This window comes from Streptomyces sp. NPDC002306 (genome assembly GCF_053593435.1).
Genome location: NZ_JBSFCK010000029.1, coordinates 25970 through 44288, shown reverse-complemented (window position 1 = coordinate 44288; position 18319 = coordinate 25970). Strand labels below are relative to the sequence as shown.

Sequence of the window (18319 nt, the reverse complement as noted above, 5' to 3'; positions counted from 1 at the left end):
GGATGCCGCGGGGGCAGGGGGCAGGGGATTCGGTGGTGTGCAGCCCCTGTGGATGCGCGCCACCCGTTGGTACGGCGACGGTGACCGCCGGGGCCGGGCTGTGCCGGATACGGGTGCGTCGGCGCGGGTGACGCGCTTGACGGTGCTCGCGGACGGATGTGTTGCGAACCCCTGGACCTGTTTCAGCCGCAGGGATCGTGGCCGTGCCGCGCGTCAGGTGCCGATGGTGCGCAGAGCCGCCGCGAGCTTGCCGAGGTCGAGCCCCGTCAGATGGTCCAGGAAGTTGTGCCGGACGGAGGCCAGGTGGGTCGGCCAGGCCGTCCGCAGCCGGGTGAGGCCCTCGTCGGTGAGGACGGCGTTCCAGCCGCGGGCGTCCTGAGCCGACTTGACCCGCTGGATGAGCCCCTCTTTCGCCAACCGGTCCGCCAGGCGCGACATACCGCTGCCCGACATCTCGACCGCGGCGGCGAGGTCGCCCATGCGCATCTGCTGGTCCGGAGCTTCGGAGAGGAAGGCCAGGGCCAGGTATTCGATCAGGGAGAGCCTCTGCTCACGGAGCATGTCGGCGTCGACTGCGCGCGGCAGGGCGTAGATGACACGAGCGAGCGACCTCACGACGGCCTCTTCGTCCGCGGTGAGGGGCTGTGGCACGGGCACGGTGGAATCCGGCTGCCCCTCGTCGCTCGACACGAGGTCATGATAGTTGGCCGCCAAGGGAACCCGCCAAGCTTGCCCGGCTGAGAGCCGAGCCGAGCTCAGGTCGCCACGGCGGGCTCTCACCGGCCGCGGACCGCGCCGTGGCGGTCCGTCACGGCGCGTGCGGGCGGTGGCCGGACGGGCCCTCCTGCCGGCCCGCCGCCGTGTGTCCTGTCGGGCAGGGGCGACCGGCGGGCTCCCGCGGCGCCGTCCACGCTGTCGGCAGGGAGCCGTCCGATCGCACCTGTGTGGCGTGGGCCCGCCGCGGGCTCCGCGGCCGTCCTGGGGAGGCCGCGGATGCGGGGACGTTACGCGGCGCGCAGCGGGGCGAGCGCCTTGCTCCAGGCCAGCACCTGGTCCAGCGTGGTGTTCAGGGCCTCGAGCTGGAACTCGCCGGGCTTGAACACGCTGAAGTTCTCGAAGTCGTGGAACAGCGACAGCGACACCTGCGAACGCACGTCCGCCATCTGCAGCTCACCCGCGATCAGGCGCAGGTGCTCCACGGCGCGGGCGCCGCCCAGGCTGCCGTAGCCGACGAAGGCGACGGCCTTGTTGTTCCATTCCGCGTAGAGGTAGTCGATGGCGTTCTTCAGGGCGCCGGACGTCGAGTGGTTGTATTCGGGCGTCACCATGACGAAGCCGTCGAACGAGGCGATCTTGCTCGCCCACTCCTGCGTGTGCGGCTGGGAGTACTGGCCCAGCGACGGCGGAAGCGCCTCGTCCAGGTGCGGGAGCTTGTAGTCGAGGAGGTCGACCAGCTCGAACTCCGCGTCGGTGCGCTTGGAGGCGATGTCGTGCACCCAGCGGGCGACAGCCTCGCCGTTGCGTCCCGGACGGGTGCTGCCGAGGATGATTCCGATCTTGGTCACGTCAAATCCTTCATGATGGTGGCCCCGTGCCCGTGCGGGCGTGCAGGTAGCCCTGGCAACCGGATGGGGATATAGTTGCTTCGACAAGCAATCTAATGGGAAGAGATTGTTTCGTCAAATAAATGGATCGCCCTCGCGACGGGTCCGGGATGTGCCCGCCTCGCCCCACGGGGCCCGGCCGGCCCTCCCTCGACCGGCGGCCGCCGGCCAGGTCCGCTGCGGCCGAAGGAGGTCATCACCGCAGGTCCGGATCGATCCGGTTCACACGGAGAGGTCGACCGGCTGACGTATTTTTCACCGCACACACACGAGGTATGCCCCGATGACACGCAAGCCCGCCCCACCCGCAGAAGCACTGCAACCGCTCACTCCCGAGGAGGAAGCCGTCGTCCGGGCCCTCCCCTCCCTCCTCTACGCCCTGCCACGCGCCATCGACGCCCAGATGTCGCGGGAGCAGGGGCTGTCGAACACGGAGTATCTGACCCTGATGCACCTGTCGGAGGCGCCCGATCGGCAACTGCGCATGCACGAACTCGCCCGCAACCTCGAGATGTCGCTCAGCGGTACGACCCGCATCGTGAACCGGCTGGAGAGCGAGGGCTACATCCAGCGGCTGCGGTGCGACTCGGACGGCCGCAGCTGGTACGCCTCCCTGACCGACGCCGGCCTCGCCCGCCTGGAAGAGGCCTGGCCGACCAATCTGTCCGCGATACGCCGACACTTCCTCGCCCACCTGACGGAGCTGGACCTCAAGAAGCTCGCGGCCGCCCTGCGTAACGTCGCCACCTGAGGCATCGCCGCAGACGGCCACGACACGACCGCGCCCGGCACCGGGCACCCGGCGGCCGGCGGCCGGCCGGCCATGAGCCTGCGGTCGGCAGTCCGTCGGCGGTGCGCCGCCGGCCAGTGGTCAGCGGCCAGCGACCGCGCGTCCGGTTGGGCGTGATCGGCGGTCGCGGGCGAAGGAGTCGCCTGCGCGACCCCGGGCACACCCCTCGTCCGTCATGGCCGCAACGCGGCACGACGCGGACCGCTCCCCTTCGGGTGTGACGCAAGGTACAGCTCCCCGACATCTGCAACCGCTCGCGACTCTGATTATATTTGCTTCGCGTAGCAATTAAGTCGCCTGTGCGTCCGACCGCGCCGCCACCTCATGGTGCGCGCCGAACGGATCCGAACCGATCCACTCGGGCAACCGTCACTCGTCGCATGCCGCGCGGCCGACCTCCGATTCCGCGAGTCGGCACACGACCGACTCTGGAGAAGGAACCCATGACTGTCACCATCGCCAACGCGCGGACCGGCTTCTCCCTGCCCGGGAGGACCGTCGACGGGACGGGCTCCGGGCGGCACCGGGGCATGCGTGCCGATGAGGACGGCTGGTCACCGGAAGGCGACTTCGCGGGACACGGCCGGCACCGCGGCCTGGACGGCACCGCATGGCTGCCGTCGGCGGACACCCCCGGCGACACCCGCCACGACGCCGCCGGCCCGACCGCCCGGGACGAGAGCGCGGGCCCGGACCGGGAGCACCGCGTCGCCGACGGCCTCGCGGCTCTCGCGGCTCTCGAAGCCCTGATCCTGCGGGAGAAGGCCCTGGGGACCGACCGCGCGCACGATCTCTGACCAGCGCTCGGCGTATCGCTCAACAGCGGGACACACGGCCCTCCGCGCACCGAAAGGCTCTCTCCGCCTCTTCGCCGACGACAACGGCGGACTCCACCATCGCCCCAGACCCAGCGATCCAGACCCAGACTGAGCGAACAGGACGTAAAGGATGCACTTCGGAATCTTCGGCGGCGACGGAGGACCGGGGCGGCGCCGGGGACTCCGAGGGGTCGCTCCTGCGACGCATCGCGCGCGCCGCTCGGGAGCTCGCCGTCGAGGTGCACCGCAGGGAGCGGACGGCCGTCGCGGATCCGTATCAGGATCCCGTGCCCTTCGAGCAGTTGCTGGGCGGCATGTGAGCCGGCCCGGCGCCGGACACGGACGGCGCCGGGGCCATGCCACGCACGCACGAGCCGCCCACACACGCCTGTACGGAGGCGTGTGTGCGTGCGCGTGGGCGGGTGGGTGCGTGGGCGGGTGGGTGCGTGCGTGGGCGGGTGTGCACACGCCCGGTGATCGCCCGGATGCGTCGAGCAGCGTGCGATGCACCTCACGCCTCTCCACCTCGCAACCATTAGACAGATCTGTCTAATGTGGGGGCGTCCGCTTCGCCCTCTTCCGAAAAGTGATCCATGAGCCGCGCATCCATCACGCCTCACCCGGCCTCTCCGGGCACCCCGGTCAAGCGGTCCCCCGCGCACGCCGCACCGCGCCGGCGGGCTCTGGCCCTGGGGCCCAAGGCCTCCATCGGCGTACTGGCCTCGATCCTCATATCGCTGCTGGCGGCGTCCAGCGCTCCGACCCCCCTCTACGCGATCTACCAGCAGCACTGGGGCTTCTCCCCCATCACCGTCACCGTCGTCTTCGGCGTGTACGCGGTGGCCGTGCTGGTCTCGCTCCTGATCTTCGGGAGGATCTCCGACCAGGTGGGCCGGCGCCCGGTGCTCCTGACGGCCCTGATCGTGCAGGCGCTGGCGATGGCGGTGTTCATCACCGCGGGTGATGTGGGCGCGCTGCTGACCGCACGCGTCCTCCAGGGGCTGAGCACCGGGGCGGCGGTCGGCGCGCTCGGCGCCGGAATGCTCGACATCGACGCGCGCAGGGGCGGTTTCCTCAACTCCTTCGCGCCGACGCTGGGCACCGCGAGCGGCGCCCTCGCCTCCGGACTGATCGTGCAGTACCTGCCGGCCCCCACCCATCTCGTCTACGCGGTGCTGCTCGGTGTCTTCGTCGTGCAGGCGCTGGCCGTACTCGCCCTGAACGAGACGGTGAGCCGTAAGCGGGGCGCTCTGGCCAGCATGGTCCCCGAGTTCAACCTGCCCAGGTCGGCCCGCGCGTCGGTGGCCATCGCCGCGCCCGTCATGTTCGCGGTGTGGGCGCTGACCGGCCTGTACGGCGCGCTGGGCCCGGCCATCACGCGGACCCTGGTGCACTCCACCTCCGTGGTGTGGGGAGGGCTTCCCCTGTTCGTGCTCGCGGGCGCCGCCGGTCTGGCCGTCGTGGTGCTGCGCGGTGCCGGGACGCGGACCATGATGCTGACCAGCGTCGGCACCCTGGTCGTCGGCGTGGTGATCACCTTGGTGTCCATCGCCTCGGGCACCGGCGGTACGCCCCACGTGATCGGGTTCTTCGTGGGCGGCGCGATCTCCGGCTTCGGCTTCGGCAGCGGGTTCCAGGGCGGGATCAGGCTGGTCGTGCCGCAGGTCAAGCCGCATGAGCGGGCCGGTGTCCTGTCCCTGCTCTACGTCGTGTGCTACGTGGGCCTGGGTGTGCCGGCCGTGATCGCCGGTGTGCTGGTCGTGCACGGCGGCGGCCTGATCCAGACGTCCAGGGAGTACGGCATCGCCGTCATCGTGCTGGCCCTCGCCGCCCTGGCCGGGCTGCTGCGCGGCGGCCGCCAGGCGGAGCGGGTGTCGGTGATCCGGTCGGAGAACACCCTCTTTGAGTCCGCGCCGGTGGCGCAGGTCTCAGAGGTCTGACGGATCTTCCGGCGTTAGAATGAACAGGTCTGTCTGAGAGGGTGAGGGCCATGGCGACCAAGAGCGCGACAAAGGCGTCCGCGCGTGAGCGGCTGCTCGACGCTGCCAACGAGTTGTTCTACGGCGAAGGCGTGCAGACCGTCGGCATCGACCGGGTCATCGAACACGCCGGAGTGGCCAAGGCGTCCCTCTACAACACCTTCGGCAGCAAGGAAGGCCTGGTCTGCGCCTACCTCGAACTGCGCTACGTACGCATGAAGGACCGCATCGGCCGGACCCTGACCCGCTTCCGTACTCCGCGTGAGAAGCTGCTGGGCGTCTTCGACGCGCTGGGTGAGGCGTTCACCGATCCCGAGTACAACGGCTGTGCCTTCGTGCGGGCCACCGCCGAGACGGCCGAGGACAGCACGATCCGCCAGGTCGCCGAGCAATACCGGCTCTGGGTGCGCGGCCTGTTCACCGAACTGGCCACGGCGGCCGGGTACGCCGCCCCCGAAGCGCTGGCCCGCCAGCTCCATCTGCTGTACGACGGCGCGGGACAGTCCGCGCGGATGGACCGTGACCCCTCCGCCGCCACGACCGCCCGCGCGGCCGCGGCGTCCCTCCTGGACACGGCACCGCTCACGACCGACGCGACCGGGGCCTGACCTTCCCGGATCGGCTTCAGCCCGCGACGGCGCCCGACCGTGGCCGGTGCCCGCAACGGCCGCGGTGCCGTGGGCCGTGCGGTCGGTGACGGCCGCGAGGAGGAAGGCGTTCAGTTCGCCCCGGCCGGCGATCGCGGAGGCGAGGAGGACGGCCGCCTCACCGGGCACCAGGAGCCCGACGAAGGCGCTCGTCTCACCGGCCGTCAGGAGGAACATCACGGCGTACGACCACCAACCGGCCGCCTCGATCACACCGTTGAGGTGCATGGCGGTCAGCCCGCCCGTCCCCACCGCACGGTGTCGGGGGCGTGGGCGTGGGTCGGTGCCCCGGCCGTCCGGCCCCGGGGCGGGGACTGGCCGTCGTGTCGCAGCTCGGCGTGCGGCCGCAGCGGCACGACCCGTCCTTCCGGCTCCCAGGCGTCGGCGGGGCCCGGACCGCGGACGTCCTTGCGCGGCAGGCGCCCCGCGGCGAACCAGGCCAGAAGCGGTACGACCGCGCCCAGTACCCCGGCGGAGGCCGGGTGAGGGGAGGCCAGGACGGACGTCGTCACACCAAACACCGCGGTCACCGCGAGGGCGATGCGTGCGCGGACCGAGGCGATGGCGGTGATCACGGCCGAAGCCAGCAGCAGGTACCAGCCGGTGAGCGCACCGGGCATCGTCAGGTACTCCCGGAAGAGCGAACTCTCGTGCGCCGGGAGGTGTTCGAGGGGGACCGACCAGGTGTAGGCCAGGCCGGTCGCGCTGGACAGCAGCAGCGCGACGGCGGCACGGGTGTAGGCGGCCGGCCGTTGGTGCGCCAGCCAGAGCAGGATCAGAGCCGTCAAGGGCCAGGGGGCCAGCGCGCAGACGGAGGCCATCACCCGCGTCGTGTCCGTCCAGGCGAGGTCGGGATAGAGGTCGGCACCGGAGGAGAGACCGAGCAGCGCGGCGTGCAGCATCGCGATCGCCGCCGCGCCCGTCGCCACGTGCCGCAAGGTCGTGCGGACGAGCGCCTGTCGCGTTTGTCGCACGTGTCGCGTCTGTCGGGTGTCGCGGGGACGGCTTCCGGTCGGCCTGCCGGACGCCAGGACGGCGGCGTGCGGCATCTGCGTGGCATGGGCCACGACTGGTCACCTCACTTGGTTGATGAATCGAACGTGTGTTCCGCGATGGGCTCGCCTGGAGCGCGGCCGGCACGGCCTCGCGGCACGGGTGGCGGCCCTGTACGGACGCGAGGCGCCGGGGATCCGGCGACGGGCGACCGGGCGACGCCCCACCCGCATCCCGTCCCGGGCGCCCCGCCTCCCTGATTGACACGTCAAGCATGCAGGGAAGATACTTGTTTCGTCAATCAATAACTCCGGGCGGCCGACGCCTGCGCGACCACCGGTGGAGGAGCCCATGACGCCCCAGACCTTCGAAATAGGCCTCAACTCGTTCGGGGAGGTCGCCACGGACGACGGCCGGACGCTCAGCGACGCCGAGACCGTCCGCCTCCTCGTCCAGGAGGCGGCACTCGCCGAATCCTCGGGGCTGGACGTCTTCAGCGTCGGCGAGCACTACCGGGCGGGCCACGTCGACAGCGCCGCGCCCGTACTGCTCTCGGCGATCGCCACCGCCACAGAACGCATCCGCCTCGGCACCTCGGTGACCGTACTGAGCACCAACGATCCCGTACGGCTGTACCACGACTTCTCGACCCTGGACGCGGTGTCGAACGGCCGGGCCCAGCTCGTCCTCGGGCGGGCGTCGGCCACGGAGTCCTTCCCCCTGTTCGGCTACGACCTCGCCGACTACGAGGAGTTGTTCGAGGAGAAGCTCGAACTCTTCATGCGTCTGCAGCGGGAGGAGACGGTGACGTGGTCCGGCGCGCAGCGGACACCGCTCGTCGAACAGCGACTGCACCCCCGGATGCCCCCAGGGGGCATCCCCACCTGGATCGGCGTGGGCGGCAGCCCTCACTCCGTGGTGCGTGCCGCCCGCTACGGACTGCCCCTGATGATGGCCATCATCGGCGGACGCCCGCAGCGGTTCGAGGGCCACGTCAAGCTCTACCGGCAGGCACTCCAGCAGGCCGGGCACGAGCCGCGACCGATCGGCCAGCACTCCCTGGGGCTCGTCGCCGACACCGATGAGGAAGCCGTCGAGACCTGGTGGCGGTACTGGCAGCCGGTCGTGGCCCAGGTCGCCGAGGAGCGGGGGTTCTACAAGCCGACCCGCGAACGGTACGAGGCGGAGATCGAGCAGGGGGCACTCTTCGTCGGCTCCCCGGAGACCGTCGCCCACAAGATCGCCCAGACGGCGCGCGACCTGCACCTGAACCGCTTCGACCTCAAGTACGACATCATGCACCTGCCCCGCCAGGCCCGCGCCCGCACGATCGAACTGCTGGGCCGCGAAGTCGCCCCCCGGGTCAGGGAACTGCTCACCAAGGAGTCCACCCATGGATGACCTCGTTTTCGGCCTGGACACCTTCGGGGACCTGCCCCAGGACGACTCGGGCGTCCTGGTCTCCCACGCCAGGGCGATCCGGCAGGTCGTCGACGAAGCCGTCCTCGCGGACGACATCGGCGTCGACGTCATCGCGCTCGGCGAACACCACCGCCCCGAGTACTCGATCTCGTCCCCCGAGACCGTGCTCGCTGGCATCGCCACCGCCACGAAGCGCATCCGCCTGTCCTCCGGCGTGACGGTGCTCAGTTCCGACGATCCCGTCCGGGTGTTCCAGCGCTTCGCGACGGTCGACGCCCTCTCCGGCGGCCGGGCCGAGATCATCCTCGGCCGCGGCTCCTTCACCGAGTCGTTCCCCCTGTTCGGCTACGACCTCAACGACTACGACGCGTTGTTCGAGGAGAAGCTGGAGCTGTTCGTGAAGCTCCTGGAGGAGAAGCCCGTCACGTGGTCGGGCACCCTGCGCGCGCCCCTCGAGAACGCCGAGGTCTTCCCGACCACCGAGTCGGGGCACCTGACCACCTGGGTCGGCGTCGGAGGCTCACCCCAGTCGGTCATCCGCACCGCCCGCCACGGACTTCCGCTCATGCTCGCCGTCATCGGCGGCTCCCCCGAACGCTTCCTGCCGTACACGGACCTCTACCGCCGCGCCGCGGCCCAGTTCGGCACCACGGCGCATCCGGTGGGCATGCACTCCCCCGGATTCATCGCCGACACCGACGAAGAGGCCCGGGAACTGTTCTGGCCGGGCTACCGGCTCATGCGCGACCGCATCGGCGCGCTGCGGGGCTGGCCGCCGGTACGCCGGAAGGAGTTCGAGGCCGAGATCGAGCACGGCTCCATGTACATCGGCTCGCCGCAGACGGTCGCCCGCAGGATCGCCACAGCGGTACGCGGACTCGGCGTCGGCAGGTTCGACCTCATATACAACGCGGGCGCGCAACCGGTCAGCGCCCGCCTGCGCGCGGTCGAGCTCTACGGCACGAAGGTGATCCCCATGGTCCGCGACATCCTCGCCGGTTGATGCCGCGGAAGGAAAGGCGATGAACATGCAGGACATCCGCACCATAGGCATCCTGGGCGCCGGAAAAGTAGGCACCGTGCTGGGCCGGCTGGCCGTGTCGGCGGGCTTTCACGTGCTGATCGCGGGCTCGGGCGCGCCCGAGGACATCGCGCTGACCGTCGAGGTCCTCACGCCCGGCGCGAGCGCGGTCACCGCGGCGGAGGCTGCGGCCCGGGCCGATGTCGCGATCCTGGCCCTGCCCCTGGGCAAGTACCGCACCATCCCGGCCGACGCGCTGCACGGCAGACTGGTCGTCGACGCGATGAACTACTGGTGGGAGGTCGACGGTGTACGCGACGACCTGACCGACCCGCGCACCTCCACCAGCGAGACCGTCCAGACGTTCCTCCCGCGCTCCCGCGTGGTCAAGGCGTTCAACCACATGGGCTACCACGACCTGGAGGACGAGGCGCGGCCCGCAGGGGCGCCCGGCCGCAAGGCGATCGCCATCGCCGGCGACAGCCCGGAGGACCGGGCCACGACCGCACACCTCGTCGACGCTCTCGGCTTCGACCCCGTCATCGTCGGCCCGCTCGCCGACGGCGTACGGCTCGAACCGGGGACCGAACCCTTCGGGGCCGATGTCAGCGCCGGCGAGCTGCGCGCCATGCTCGACCGCTTCCCCTCCTCGGAGCGCGGCCGGGCGGTCCTGCGGGCCCGCACGGCCGCCGCGGCCCGGCCCGCCGACGCGGCGTAGGGGCCGCCTGTGCCGAGGTCTCGGCACGGGGACGGGACCCGGCCCGAAGGAACCGGGTCCCGATCCGAAGTGGCCTGGCCCGCCGGGGACTTGCCCAAGCCACGGGATCCGTCCGGGCGCGCGGGCGATCCGGGCCGTCTCCGCGCACGGCGTGGTGGCGAGGGCCGTTGGCTGCTCCCCTCACTGAAGGGAGGGGATTCCTGGCTCAGGCCGCCTTCCGGAGCGGCGCTCTGGTAGGTCTTGTGCCATCAACGCCGGCCGGGCTCAGACCTGCCCGGACGAGCATCGCGTGTGACAGGGTCCTGCCAAATCGGTGCTCCCCTCCCGGATTCCTCTCCACCGCGCCAGCTCTGCGCGCGAGCGGCCTGGGTGCGTGGCCCTCAGGTGGTCGTGCTGGTCGACAGGCAGTCGGCATCATTGAGTCATGCTGTATTCGACTCCGCGACTCACGACCCTTGACCAGCAGGTTCTCGGTGAGGTCGACGACATGCGGCGCAGTCTGCAGCGGATCGTGCAGCAACTCCCCATGAAGTGGGCGGCTGCTCTGCGGCGGTCGTTGACCGCTTCGGCCATTGCGGCGTCGAACAGCATCGAGGGGTACCGCGTGGACCCGGTCGATGTGGCAGACCTGCTCGACGGTGAACGGGAAGCCGTGGATGCGAGCGAGGAGGACAAGAAGGAGACCCTCGCCTACCAGCAGGCAAGGACGTACATCCAGTCGCTGTGGGATGCGCGGGACTTCGAGTACTCCAAGGGGCTGCTCAATGCCCTGCACTGGATGCTGCAGGGCCGGCATCACCCGCACCGGCCGGCCGGCCGGTGGCGGAGCAGGCCCATCGTCATCACGGCGGGGGGCCGCACGAGGACGAGATCCCGCGTCTGATGGGTGAGCTGGTCACCTGGCTGAACCAGGGCGACCTCGATGCCGACCCGTTGGTGCGCGCGGCGATGGCCCACCTGAATCTGGTGAAGATCCACCCGTGGACCGACGGCAACGGCCGTATGTCGCGCAGTCTGCAGACTCTCCTGATCGCCCGGGAAGGTGTGCTGGCCCCGGAGTTCTCCTCCATCGAGGAATGGCTCGGCCTGCCCGGCAACACCTGGGAGTACTACAAAGTGCTGCGGGAGGTGGGAGGCCCGGTGTATTCGCCCGACCGCGACACGCTGCCCTGGGTCCGCTTCAGCCTGCGCGCCTGTCACGAGCAGTCCCAGCGTGTGCAGCACCGCGTGCAGCGCTCCACGGACTGCTGGGTGGCTCTCGCTGATCTGACTGAGCGCTTTCATCTCGCCGAACGCCAGATCACCGCACTGCACGAGGTCGCGATGACCGGCCGCGTGCGCCGCTCCCGCTACGAAAAGGCTGAAGCCCTCAGCGATCAGCAGGCCGTCCGCGACCTTCAGGGCCTGACCAGGGCCCGTCTGCTCACCCCCGTGGGCAACACCAAAGCCCGCTACTACACCGCCGGACCCGGCTTCCCGCCCGCTGTACTGGAGTCGGCGCACCGGCGCCACACCATCACCGACCCTTACGCGTCCCGGCGCTGAGGCCGAACCGCCGCAGTCCGGGGAGCTCGACGGCTTCCCGGACTGCGGCGGTTCGTGTGGTGGTGTGCTGTTCGTGGTGAGGCCCGGGTGGGTTTTAGAGCATGTTCAGTGCCGTGCGCAGGGCGAGGGGGGTTGCTGCGGCCCAGGCCTGGGGGGAGCAGGAGTGGGGGTAGGGCACCGGGCGGGCGGTGGCCGTGCGGTCGTAGCCGGCCAGGACTTCGGGCAGGCGGTAGTCGTGGTGGGCGGCTGCCGCGATCAGGCCGTCGGTGACGGTGCGGGCCTGTTCCGCGAGGCCGTAGCGGGCCAGGCCCAGGACGATGACCGCGTTGTCGTGCGGCCAGGCGCTGCCGCGGTGGTAGGACAGCGGGTGGTAGGGCTTCTGGCCGGCGGCGAGGGTGCGGATCGCCCAGCCGGAGAAGAAGTCGGGTTCCAGCAGGCGCTGTCCGACCCGCTGGGCGCGGTCCTGGTCGAGGATGCCGGACCACAGCAGGTGGCCGGCGTCGGAGGCCAGGGCGTCGACCTGGCGTCCCTGGCCGTCCAGGGCGAGCGCGGGGAAGTCGGCGTCCGTCATCCAGAAGTCGGTGGCGAAGCGGGTGCGCAGTGCGGCGGCGGCCTGGCGCAGGCGGTGGGCGTAGGGCTCGTCCTGCCAGACGGCGGAGGCCAGTTCGGCGGTGCGGGTCAGGGCGTCGTAGGCGTAGCCCTGGGCTTCGCAGACGGCGATGGGGCCCTGTGCCTGGGTGCCGTCGGTGAAGCAGATGGCGCCTGCGGAGTCTTTCCAGTTCTGGTTGACGAGGCCGTTCGGGTCGGGCTGGTAGGTGAGGTAGCCGTGTTCGTCGAGGCCGCCGTCGGTGAACATCCAGTCGACGGCGCGCCGGGCGTGCTGTTCGAGGCGGGCGGCGAGGGTGTGTTCGCCGGTGGTCTCGTAGTGGGCGTGCAGCAGTACCAGGAAGAGGGGGGTGGCGTCGACGGCGCCGTAGTAGCGGCCGTAGGGGATCTGCCGGAAGTGGGCGAGTTCGCCGTGGCGGGTCTCGTGGACGATGCGTCCGGGCTGTTCGCCGCTGGTGGGGTCGTGGTCCTGGCCTTGGGTGGCGGCCAGGGCGCTGAGGGTGGCGGCGGCTGTGCGGGGCTGGTAGGGCAGCAGGAAGTAGGAGGTCAGCAGGGAGTCGCGGCCGAACAGGGTGAGGAACCAGGGGATGCCGGCGGCGGGGACGGCGGCTTGTTCGCCGTCGACGCCGGTGACCGCGATGGTCAGCAGGTCGATGTCGGCCAGGCCTCGTTCGCAGGTGCGGTCCAGGTCGTCGGCGGCGGTTGCGGCCGGCCGGTGGGGGCGGGCGGTGGTGGGGATCTGGTCCGGCAGGCCGTGCGGGCGGGCGTGGACGGTGAGGTGGAGGTCGGCGTGGCCGTGGGCGGCCAGGGGCAGTTCCCAGCTCAGGGTGCGGGCGGTGGGGGTGTCCGGGGCGGTGTCCAGGCCGGTGGGGGCGGGGCGGGCGGCGATGGTGGTGCGGGAGTGCCAGTCGGCCCGGTGGTAGTCGAAGACGAGTCCGTCGTCGGTGCGGCGGCTGTCGTGGCGGGCGCCGGGTTTGTCGTAGTGGCGGCCGTCGGAGCGCAGTTCGAACAGGTCGGCGAAGTCGGCGTCGACGGTGATCTCGACGCGGGCGGTCACCGGGTCGGGGCGGTTGCTGACCAGGCGCAGGTGTTCGCTGAGGCGTCCGGCGCTGATGCTCTGTTCGCGGAAGAGCGTGTAGGCGGGCGGTTCGTCGCGGGTGCCGCGCGGGGTCAGGACGGACAGCGCCGTGTCGTCGGTGGCGGCGGTGGCGGGCACCAGGGCGAGGGGTGCGGTGCCGTCGACGGTGAGGTGCCAGCGGCTGAGGTGGCGGGCGTCGCGCAGGAACAGTCCGTCGGGTGCGGCGCCGCGGGTGCCGGTGATGGCGCCGGCGCTGTCCACGCGGGCGAAGGTGGCGTCGCGTACGAGCTGGACGCGGTCGTCGGCCGACGTCATGGGGTGGTCTCCTCGGGGTCGGCGCGCAGGAGGTCGAGCGTGAGGGCGGCGGTCCAGGAGAAGTTCCGGGCGCCTCTGGCGTCTCCGGTGGTGGGGTCGATGTACTCGGCGAAGCCGGAGTGTGCGGCTTCCTCGATGAAGCCGCGGCGCAGGTGTTCGGCCTGCTGGTCCTGGCCGTGGGTGCGCAGTCCGCGGTGGATGAGCCAGGCGGTGTTGAACCAGGCGGGGCCGCGCCAGTAGCGCTGGGCGTCGAAGGCGTGGCCGGTCAGGGCGTAGCTGGGCACGAGGCGGGTGGCCGGGGCGGCGAAGTGCGGGCCGGTGAGCGTCTCGAGGAGGCGGCTGACGACGGGCTGGGGCAGGTGCGGGACGAGGAGCGGGGTGAGGCCGCTGACGCTGTTCTCCTCGACGAGGGTGTCGGTGATCAGGTCGCGGACGCGGAACAGGCCCGCGTTCTCGTCCCAGAGCCGGGTCACCAGGTGCCGGGTGAGGGCGTCGGCGCGGGCGGTGTGGGCCGCGGCGTCGGTGTCGGCGCCGCTGTCCTGGGCCATGGCGGCCAGGGCCCGTTCGCTGACGATGAGCAGGGCGTTGAAGCAGGGGTCTTCGACCGCGAAGGAGTGCTGTGCGGCGCGGTCGTCGTAGCCGGCTTCGCGGTAGTCGCTGACCAGGCGGACGTAGCGGCCGTAGTCGAGGTCGGTGGGCCGGTCGGCGGGGTGGCCGTGGTCGAGGTCGGCGCGCTGGAAGTCCTGGGGTGCGGCGGGGACGACGCGTTGCAGGGCCCGGTCCCAGCAGGGGCTGTTGTCCATGCCGGGTTCCCAGGGGTGGACGACGGCGGACAGTTTGCCGCCGCCGAGGTCGCGGCGGTCCAGGAGGTAGTCGTGCCAGGCGGCGAGGCGGGGGCGGACCCGGGCGAGGAAGCCGCGGCGGCGGGATTCCTCGGGGTCGGCGCGGTGGACGAGCCAGGCTGCCAGTGCGTGTACCGGGGGCTGGACGATGCCGGAGGTCTCGGTGGCGGCCGGTGCGCCCGCGGCGTGGCCGGCGGTGGAGGAGCGCCAGAAGTCGGGGCTGGGGAAGTAGGCGTTGTCGGGTACAGCGGAGTTGAAGACGATGTGCGGTATGCGTCCGTCGGCCCACTGGGCGGACAGCAGTGATTCCAGTTCCTGCTGGGCGCGGCGTACCGACAGGTGGCGCAGGCCGATGGCGATGAAGGCGGAGTCCCAGCTCCACTGGTGGGGGTAGAGGGTGCGGGAGGGGACGGTGGAGGTGCCGGTCCAGTTGTCGAGCAGGACCCGTGCCGCGCCGCGCCGCACTGTCAGGGGTGCGGCGGCGGCGGGCGCGGGCCGGTCCAGGAGGGACTTCACGCGCCGGACCTCTTGAGGAAGGCGGGCACGGAGCGGACGGCGTCGGCGGGGTCACCGGTCAGCCGGCATTCGAGGGCGAGGTGGCCGTCGTAGCCGATGGTGTGCAGGGCGCCGAGCCAGGCGGGCCAGTCGAGGTGGCCGGCTCCGGGCTGGAAGCGGTTGGAGTCGGAGACCTGGGCGTGTCCGATGACGTCGGCGTGGGCGAGGATCGCGGCCGCGGGGTCGCTCTCCTCGATGTTCATGTGGTAGCTGTCGATGCCGATGCGGACGGAGTCCAGGCCGATGGCGCGGATCAGGTCGGCGGCCTGTTCCAGCCGGTTGACCATGTGGTCCTCGTAGCGGTTGAGCGGCTCCAGGAAGAGCGTGACGCCTTCCTTGCGGGCGTGCTCGCCGAGCTCGCCGAGGCCGTCCAGGAGGACCTCGAGGTCCTCGGCCTCGCTGCGCGGGGGCTCGAAGGGGGGCAGGCGGCGGGAGAACATGCCGTAGGAGGCCGGGCTCTGGGCGCCGACGCCGCCGATCTCGGCGATCACGGTGAGCTGGGACTTCATCTGGGCGATGGCGTCGCGGCGCAGTTCGGCGTCGAAGGCGCCGAGGAAGTGCAGCATGTCGACGCACACGGTGGGCATGACCACACCGTCCTTGCGGGCCTGCTTGAGTTCGTCGAGGCGGGCGGCGAAGTGCAGGTCGCCCTTGCCGCGCAGTTCGATGGCGTCGTAGCCCGCCTGCTGGGCGAACTCCCACTTGGCCTGCAGGGTGTCTCCGGGCAGGAGCTGTTCCTGTGCCGCGGTCTTGAGCATGATGAGGGGGCCTTTCGAGACGTTCAGAATTCCAGTACGACCTGCAGCGCCTCGGCGGGGCGCTGGTCCAGCAGCTCGTAGGCGTCGGCGGCGTCGGCGGCCGGGACGACGTGGCTGACGAGGGAGGTGACGTCCACCTGTCCTTCGGCGACCAGCCGCAGGAAGGTCTGCTGGAGGCGTTCCACGCTCCAGCGGTGGGACAGCTGGGGCGGGACGCCGCCGATCTGTGAGCAGATGAGCTGGACGCGGTTGTGGTGGAACTCGTCCCCCAGGCGCAGTCCGATGCCGTCGCCCTGGTAGAAGCCGGAGGCGACCACGCGGCCGCCGACGGCGACCGAGCGCAGTGCGTCGTGCAGGGCGGGGTAGACGCCGCTGATCTCGATGGCGAGGTCGGCGCCGAGGCCGCCGGTGGCCTCGCGGACGCGTTCGGCGACGGCGTCGGTGCGGGCGTTGAGGGTGTGGTGTGCGCCATACTGCCGGGCGGTCTGCAGGCGGCCGTCGAGGGCGTCGACGGCGGTGACGCGGGCACCGTTGAGCTGGGCGAGGCGGGTGGTGAGCAGCCCGATGACGCCCTGGCCGAAGACGGCGACGTCCTCGCCGAGGTGGATGTCGCCGGCCAGGACGGCGTTGTAGGCGATGGCGCCGACCCGGGCGAAGGCGCCGGCCAGCGGTTCGAGGCCGGCGGGCAGGGTGTGGCCGATCATGCGCTCGGCGGGGACGATGCCCTCGCTGCGGTGGCCCCAGATGCCCCACACCAGATCGCCCGGGACGGGCAGGCCCGGGGTGCCGGCGAGGTCGGGGGCGACCTCGACGACCTCGCCGACCTCGGAGTAGCCCCAGCCGGCCACGGGGTATTCGATGCCGGCCGCGCCTTCGCGGAACAGCCGTGCCTGCGGGTCCCAGGTCCGTGTCAGGTACGGGTTGGTGCCGCGGTAGGCGGTGAGCTCGGTGCCGGCCGAGATGCCCGAGTAGCGGGTGCGGACCCTCAGGTGTCCGGCGGGAAGTTCGGCTCTGGCCTGCTCGGTCACCTCGACCTGAAGGGGGCCGGTGAATTGGACGACGCGTTCCACGGAGGGCTCCGGAGGGGGTTGCTGATGCGGTTGCGTCGACAATAACCCTGTCTTATGTCTTGTCAACCAGCAAAAGTGATGCTGTGATGCGTCTTCAGTAGACGTAAGTCGGAACGAGGACAGGCAATGCGCACCAAAAGCCGGCGATCGATGGCGATCGCGGTGGGCATCACGGCAGCCTTGGGTCTGGGGCTGCTCACGGGCTGCGCCAGCAGCACGGGGCCCGCGAAGCCCGACCGTGAGATCACGGTCTGGTCACAGGAGAATCTCCCGGACCGCGTCGCCGCGACGCAGAAGATCATCAAGGGGTTCGAGCAGAAGACCGGCATCAAGGTCCATCTCGTCGGGGTCGACGAGGGCCAGATGCCGCAGCTGATCATGTCGGGAGCCGCCTCGGGCACGCTGCCGGACGTCATCGGCGCCGCCCCCATGGGCCAGGTCTGGCAGATGTACAGCAACGGCCTGCTCAACACCGAGATACCCCGGCAGATCATCGATGAGCTGGGGAAGAAGACCTTCAACGCCAACGCGCTGAAGCTGACCTCGGACGGCGCCACCAGCCTCGGCGTGCCCTCCAGCGCCTGGCTGCAGCTGCTGGTCTACCGCAAGGACCAGCTCGAGCAGAAACACCTCGCGGCCCCGGACACCTACGCCCGGGCGCTCGCCGCGGCCAAGGCGCTGACCGCCAAGGGCCACTACGGCATCTCCGCGGCCACCGACCCCTCGGACGCGTTCACCTCGCAGAGCTTCGAGAGCCTCGCCCTCGCCGACGACTGCCAGCTGGTCGACGCCAAGCGCGAGGTCGCCCTCGAATCCCCGCAGTGCCAGACCGCGTTCAAGACCTACGACCAGCTCGCCCGCGCCTACGGCGCCCCGGGCACCCAGACCGTGGACTCCACCCGCGCCACCTACTTCGCGGGCCAGTCCTCCATGGTCATCTGGTCCTCGTTCCTGCTGGACGAACTGGCCGGCCTGCGCAAGGACGCCCTGCCCAGCTGCCCGCAGTGCAAGGACGACCCGCGCTACCTCGCGGGCAACAGCGGCATCACCACCGCGATGCAGGGCCCCGACGCCTCCGGCCCGGCCCAGTTCGGCGAGATCACCTCATGGGTGACCACCAAGACCGCCGAGACGGCGGCCTCCCGCGAGTTCATCGAGTACATGATGAACACCGGGTACGAGTCCTGGTTCGGCATGGCCCCCGAGGGCATGATCCCCGTCCGCACGGGCACCGCCGCACAGCCCGAGCGCTACCTCGACGCCTGGCGCCACAGCACCATCGGGGTCGACACCAAGAAGCCCTTCGACCAGGTCTACCCCCCGGAGCTGCTCAACCAGCTCGCGGCCGGAGTCAGCGACATGCGGCGCTGGGGCATCACCCAGGGCGAGGGCGCGCTCGTCGGCGCCACCAACGGCGAACTGCCCGTGCCGAAGGTGATCGGCGCCATGACCAGCGGCCAGATCTCGCCCTCCGAGGCGGCCCACGAAGCCGACGACGAAGTCGCCGCCCTGCAGAAGTCCCTCCAGTAGCCGCCCCCCTGCACGTCGCGAAGGTCCC

17 protein-coding genes are annotated in these 18319 nt (G+C 71.1%); 10 read left to right on the top strand and 7 right to left on the bottom strand.

The annotated features are described in order from the left end of the window. Positions 1–213: 213 nt before the first annotated feature. Together ACWCQK_RS33485 and ACWCQK_RS33480 are read right to left on the bottom strand one after the other, a co-directional pair. Positions 214–690, bottom strand: a complete 477-nt coding sequence (locus tag ACWCQK_RS33485) for a MarR family winged helix-turn-helix transcriptional regulator (RefSeq protein WP_451161521.1) — start codon at positions 688–690, stop codon at positions 214–216. A gap of 314 nt (positions 691–1004) precedes the next feature. Then, entirely contained in the window at positions 1005–1565 is a 561-nt protein-coding gene (locus tag ACWCQK_RS33480) for an NADPH-dependent FMN reductase (protein WP_451161519.1), read from the bottom strand. Between the two features lie 322 nt (positions 1566–1887). Between ACWCQK_RS33480 and ACWCQK_RS33475 the strand changes: the two genes are divergently transcribed. The 4 genes from ACWCQK_RS33475 to ACWCQK_RS33460 all read left to right on the top strand — a co-directional run bounded on the left by ACWCQK_RS33475 (position 1888) and on the right by ACWCQK_RS33460 (position 5799). Further along, positions 1888–2355 carry a MarR family winged helix-turn-helix transcriptional regulator gene (locus ACWCQK_RS33475; protein WP_451161517.1) on the top strand — a complete coding sequence of 156 codons (468 nt, stop codon included), beginning with the start codon at positions 1888–1890 and terminating at the stop codon, positions 2353–2355. A gap of 482 nt (positions 2356–2837) precedes the next feature. Beyond that, positions 2838–3191: a hypothetical protein gene (locus ACWCQK_RS33470; protein WP_451161515.1), complete on the top strand. Its 354-nt coding sequence runs from the start codon at positions 2838–2840 to the stop codon at positions 3189–3191. A gap of 614 nt (positions 3192–3805) precedes the next feature. Then, complete coding sequence (locus tag ACWCQK_RS33465) at positions 3806–5152, top strand: MFS transporter (RefSeq protein ID WP_451161513.1); 1347 nt, start codon at positions 3806–3808, stop codon at positions 5150–5152. Positions 5153–5202: 50 nt separating this feature from the next. Further along, positions 5203–5799, top strand: a complete 597-nt coding sequence (locus tag ACWCQK_RS33460; protein ID WP_451161511.1) for a TetR/AcrR family transcriptional regulator — start codon at positions 5203–5205, stop codon at positions 5797–5799. A 272-nt stretch (positions 5800–6071) separates the two neighbouring features. On the opposite strand, the gene ACWCQK_RS33455 is transcribed toward ACWCQK_RS33460, so the two are convergent. Beyond that, positions 6072–6812, bottom strand: coding sequence for a hypothetical protein (locus ACWCQK_RS33455; protein WP_451161509.1), 741 nt, complete (start codon positions 6810–6812; stop codon positions 6072–6074). 370 nt (positions 6813–7182) lie between these two features. Between ACWCQK_RS33455 and ACWCQK_RS33450 the strand changes: the two genes are divergently transcribed. The 5 genes from ACWCQK_RS33450 (at position 7183) to ACWCQK_RS33430 (ending at position 11537) form a co-directional block, all read left to right on the top strand. Continuing rightward, the gene (locus ACWCQK_RS33450; RefSeq protein WP_451161507.1) at positions 7183–8232 is read left to right on the top strand and encodes an LLM class flavin-dependent oxidoreductase; all 1050 of its coding nucleotides are present in this window, start codon (positions 7183–7185) and stop codon (positions 8230–8232) included. Beyond that, on the top strand, positions 8225–9256 hold the full coding sequence (locus ACWCQK_RS33445; RefSeq protein WP_451161505.1) for an LLM class flavin-dependent oxidoreductase: 1032 nt from the start codon (positions 8225–8227) through the stop codon (positions 9254–9256). Before ACWCQK_RS33450 ends, ACWCQK_RS33445 begins: the two co-directional genes overlap by 8 nt. A gap of 19 nt (positions 9257–9275) precedes the next feature. Further along, positions 9276–9992 (top strand): NADPH-dependent F420 reductase, encoded by a 717-nt coding sequence (locus tag ACWCQK_RS33440; RefSeq protein ID WP_451161503.1) that lies wholly within the window; start codon positions 9276–9278, stop codon positions 9990–9992. Positions 9993–10416: 424 nt separating this feature from the next. Then, entirely contained in the window at positions 10417–10875 is a 459-nt protein-coding gene (locus ACWCQK_RS33435) for a hypothetical protein (protein WP_451161501.1), read from the top strand. Further along, on the top strand, positions 10875–11537 hold the full coding sequence (locus tag ACWCQK_RS33430) for a Fic family protein (protein ID WP_451161499.1): 663 nt from the start codon (positions 10875–10877) through the stop codon (positions 11535–11537). The genes ACWCQK_RS33435 and ACWCQK_RS33430 overlap by 1 nt, the downstream gene beginning before the upstream one ends. A gap of 94 nt (positions 11538–11631) precedes the next feature. Here ACWCQK_RS33430 and ACWCQK_RS33425 read toward each other — a convergent pair whose 3' ends face one another. The 4 genes from ACWCQK_RS33425 to ACWCQK_RS33410 are packed head-to-tail and all read right to left on the bottom strand — an operon-like array spanning position 11632 to position 16761. Then, positions 11632–13536 (bottom strand): amylo-alpha-1,6-glucosidase, encoded by a 1905-nt coding sequence (locus ACWCQK_RS33425; protein WP_451161497.1) that lies wholly within the window; start codon positions 13534–13536, stop codon positions 11632–11634. After that, positions 13533–14894 carry an MGH1-like glycoside hydrolase domain-containing protein gene (locus ACWCQK_RS33420; protein WP_451161495.1) on the bottom strand — a complete coding sequence of 454 codons (1362 nt, stop codon included), beginning with the start codon at positions 14892–14894 and terminating at the stop codon, positions 13533–13535. The genes ACWCQK_RS33425 and ACWCQK_RS33420 overlap by 4 nt, the downstream gene beginning before the upstream one ends. Then, positions 14891–15691: a sugar phosphate isomerase/epimerase family protein gene (locus ACWCQK_RS33415; protein ID WP_451161493.1), complete on the bottom strand. Its 801-nt coding sequence runs from the start codon at positions 15689–15691 to the stop codon at positions 14891–14893. The genes ACWCQK_RS33420 and ACWCQK_RS33415 overlap by 4 nt, the downstream gene beginning before the upstream one ends. A gap of 23 nt (positions 15692–15714) precedes the next feature. Beyond that, positions 15715–16761, bottom strand: coding sequence for a zinc-dependent alcohol dehydrogenase (locus ACWCQK_RS33410; RefSeq protein WP_451161491.1), 1047 nt, complete (start codon positions 16759–16761; stop codon positions 15715–15717). Between the two features lie 126 nt (positions 16762–16887). Between ACWCQK_RS33410 and ACWCQK_RS33405 the strand changes: the two genes are divergently transcribed. After that, on the top strand, positions 16888–18291 hold the full coding sequence (locus ACWCQK_RS33405; protein WP_451161489.1) for an ABC transporter substrate-binding protein: 1404 nt from the start codon (positions 16888–16890) through the stop codon (positions 18289–18291). Positions 18292–18319 lie beyond the last annotated feature (28 nt).